The sequence below is a fragment of the Mesorhizobium sp. M4A.F.Ca.ET.020.02.1.1 genome, assembly GCF_004022645.1.
In the GTDB taxonomy this organism is placed as follows: Bacteria; Pseudomonadota; Alphaproteobacteria; order Rhizobiales; family Rhizobiaceae; genus Mesorhizobium.
Genome location: NZ_RZOI01001125.1, coordinates 1 through 1,219, shown reverse-complemented (window position 1 = coordinate 1,219; position 1,219 = coordinate 1). Strand labels below are relative to the sequence as shown.

The window sequence follows — 1,219 nt, the reverse complement described above, 5'->3', positions numbered from 1 at the left end:
CCCGAAGGCGGGCCGGGTGTTTCCGTCGCCTTCTTCCAGATGATCTACCAGGTGCTGATCGGGCAGGAGCGCGGACCGCGTTTCGGCTCCTTCGCCGCGCCGGATTCGATCTTGCCGGCGGAAGATGGCGTCCTTACGCCGCTAGCTGACCGGCCAGCGCCCGCTCAATGAGCGCCCGCGTCTCGGCGATGCCGTAGAGCGCGGCGAAGGAGCCGAAACGCGGTCCGCGCTCCTGCCCGATCAGCACCTGGTAGATCATCTGGAAGAAGGCGACGGAAACACCCGGCCCGCCTTCGGGACTCTGCTTGGAATGATCCTGATAGCGATCGATCCGGCGCGCCACGTTGAGCGCCGCGTTCTGGATCGCCTCGCCGTCGGCGCCCTGCGGCAGCGCGCCGAGCGCGTCGGAAAGCTTCGCCAGTGCATCGCGCTCTACCTCGTCGGCGGCGCGGAAAACTTTGGTCGGCTTCACGAAATCGTCGAAGTAGCGGATCGCGTAGCCCGTCAACCGATCAAGCTCAGGATGCGTCGTCGGCGTCACGCCCGGCGCGTGTCGAGAGATGAAGCCCCACAGCACTGCCTTGTCATGCGCGTTCGAGGCGCTGACCAGGTTGAGCAGCAGCGCGAACGGCACCGGCAGGTCGATGGCCGGCGGGTTGCCGTCATGCATGTGCCAGACCGGATTACCGAGCCGCTCCTTCCAGTCCTGCCGGGAGTAGGCGCCGAGGAAGCTGTAATATTCGTCGACTGCCTTCGGGATGACGTCGAAATAGAGCTTCTTGGCCTGCCGCGGCCGCTGGTACATGTATAGCCCGAGGCTCTCGGTCGGAGCATAAGTCAGCCATTCGTCGATGGTCAGTCCGTTGCCCTTCGACTTCGAGATCTTCTGGCCGTTCTCGTCGAGGAACAACTCGTAGACGAAATGCTCCGGCGCGCGTCCGCCGAGGATGTTGCAGATGCGGTCGTAGATCACCGCATTGGTCTGGTGATCCTTGCCGAACATCTCGAAATCGACGCCGAGCGCGGCCCAGCGCATGCCGAAATCCGGCTTCCACTGCAGCTTGACCTTGCCGCCCCTGATCGAGAGCGTGGTCTCGGTGCCTTCGTCATCGAAGGTGACGGTGCCGGCTTTTGCGTCGACATGCTTCATCGGCACATAGAGCACGCGGCCGCTCTTCGGCGAGATCGGCAGGAACGGGCTATAGGTCGCCTGGCGCTC

General features: G+C 64.1%; 1 protein-coding gene. It reads right to left on the bottom strand.

Annotated features, from left to right (window positions below):
- Positions 1–133: 133 nt before the first annotated feature.
- On the bottom strand, positions 134–1,219 hold a 1,086-nt coding region (locus EN742_RS35380; RefSeq protein ID WP_148670547.1), incomplete at its 5' end, for a lysine--tRNA ligase.